The sequence below is a fragment of the Pseudomonas sp. 05N434 genome (assembly GCF_056396965.1).
On record NZ_JBFTMK010000690.1, the window covers coordinates 1 to 2230 of the forward strand.

General features: G+C 51.1%; 2 protein-coding genes. Both read left to right on the forward strand.

The features are described from left to right. The first annotated feature begins 580 nt into the window (after positions 1–580). The gene (locus AC1DLB_RS28110) at positions 581–1594 is read left to right on the forward strand and encodes an SDR family oxidoreductase (protein ID WP_477786095.1); all 1014 of its coding nucleotides are present in this window, start codon (positions 581–583) and stop codon (positions 1592–1594) included. A gap of 80 nt (positions 1595–1674) precedes the next feature. Further along, a partial coding sequence (locus tag AC1DLB_RS28115) for an AMP-binding protein (protein WP_477786096.1) occupies positions 1675–2230 on the forward strand: 556 nt, incomplete at its 3' end.

Below are 2230 nucleotides of genomic sequence, written 5' to 3' on the forward strand. Positions count from 1 at the left end.
CCTTGTTATTTGCTGACTTTCTTCTCGACCTAATCTCTTTTTAATCACGCCTTCGGCTCCTTTGGCCAAACAAATCTATTTGTAACTGGATGCAACGGATCTGCCACTCACTGCGCAAACCTGTTTTAACTATCATATCTTATACTAAGCCCTCTTAATCACTTTGCATTTAAACTTTTAAGGAGTGCCATGTAAATGCCATGTATTGGGCCCCGCACGTTCAGGCGCCTTGGTATCCAGCCTGACGCGCGCGCCCTGATGAATCGAGTCAGCAAGGGTGTCTTTTGACTCCCCCCAGAAGGCAGGCGACGGACGGCAAAAATGTCTAGCGATGACCTCCATCCGCCCGATCCCGGTGAATGCCTGCTGTCGACAACGCTCTAAACCACAGGATTTTCGTGTTTCAGGTCGGGTTCAAGGGCGTCGACCTTGTGGCGACTGTTAAATACCGCTTGATTTCCAGATACCGAATGGTTTTTACTTGCCGCCGTTGACGCCCCCTGCCTGGTCAAAGCATCGAGCGCGGTGACATCAATCTCAATGCAGTAGCAGGTTACCACCCCACAGGAGCTGGATTTTAATGGAATATGCCTTTGTTACAGGCGCTACAGGCCTGCTCGGCAATAATGTGGTTCATGCGCTTTTAAAGCGAAACATCAAAGTAAAAGCACTGGTCCGCTCCGTCGAAAAAGCCAAGAAGCAGTTCGGCAATCTGCCTGTCGAATTTGTCGAAGGCGACATGCTCAATGTCGACGCCTTCAGCCATGCCTTGCAAGGCTGTGATGCCTTGTTTCATACGGCCGCCTATTTCCGCGATAGTTACAAAGGTGGAAAGCACTGGCAGAAACTGTATGACACTAACGTGACCGGTACCGAGCGCCTGTTGCAGGCCGCTTATGCCGCAGGCATTCGTCGTGCAGTCCATACCTCCTCCATTGCCGTCTTGAAGGGCGATAAAGATCAGGTGATCGATGAAACAATGTCTCGCAGTGAATCGGAGGCTGACGATTACTACCTGAGTAAAATATTGTCTGAACAGAAAGTTCAGGAATTCCTGGCGCGGYATCCGGACATGTTCGTTGCCATGGTATTGCCTGGCTGGATGTTTGGCCCTGGGGACATCGGCCCGACCTCATCAGGACAGTTCCTGCTCGACTTTGTCGGACAGAAATTGCCCGGCGTACTGCCTGGAAGTTTTTCCGTTGTCGATGCCAGGGATGTAGCAGAGCATCAACTCGCGGCGATCACACGCGGCCGATCCGGAGAACGCTACCTGGCAGCCGGCAATCACATGGACATGAAAAGCATTTTCCAGGCGCTCTCCAGTGTCAGCGGCGTAAAAGCGCCGGAGCGCAAAGTGCCACTGTTCATGCTGCGTATAATTGCCTTGATCTATGAAGGTTATTACCGAATCACGAAAAAGCCGGTGCTCATCAGCACTTCCACTGTCAAACTCATGGAACAAGAGCAAGGGCGCACCCATTTCAGCCACAACAAAAGCCTGAAAGAATTGCAGTGCAAGTTCCGCCCCGTGACGGAAACATTGACCGATACCCTGGATTGGTATCGGAAAAATAACTACATTGATGCTTAATTGAAACAATTTATATATAGCCTGCCTCTGTAGTACTTTTTTGTCTGACCATAAATTCAAGGATTGAGAGAGGTTGGTAAATGAAAAGCCTTTCATCTAAAGAAGGTTTTCTGCATCGGTTCGTCGGTTTTTCAGAGTCGTTCCCTGAGCACATTGCCATCAGGAACCTGGACGCGGAAGAAGATACCGTCACTTACCGTGAGTTGCGTATAAAGGCTGAAGAGTGCAATGGCGCACTCTCAGCATTAAATGTATTGCCTGGCGACAAAGTAGCGCTCGTTCTACCCAATGGGGTGGAGTTCATCGCTTACTATTTGGCGATCATCGGTCGCGGTGCGGTTCCGGTCATTCTCAACTACAAACTGACGCCATTCGAAATGAACAGCGTCATCAGCATCGCCAGACCGACGCTGGTAGTGACCACCGAAACGCTGTTCGAGCAGCATAGCGAGACATTTCAGCCTGACTACGGCGTTAAGCACTCCTTGGTGTTGAACGCCGCAAGCGAGCCGTCATCGCCCCTGCCCGACAACGCAACGGCGGACTCTCGGCTTCCCCGACAGACCGAGCCCTTGTTACTGCCCGAAGGCAATCCGATTGTCTCGGTACAGTTCACCTACCGGGGCATCGGTAAAC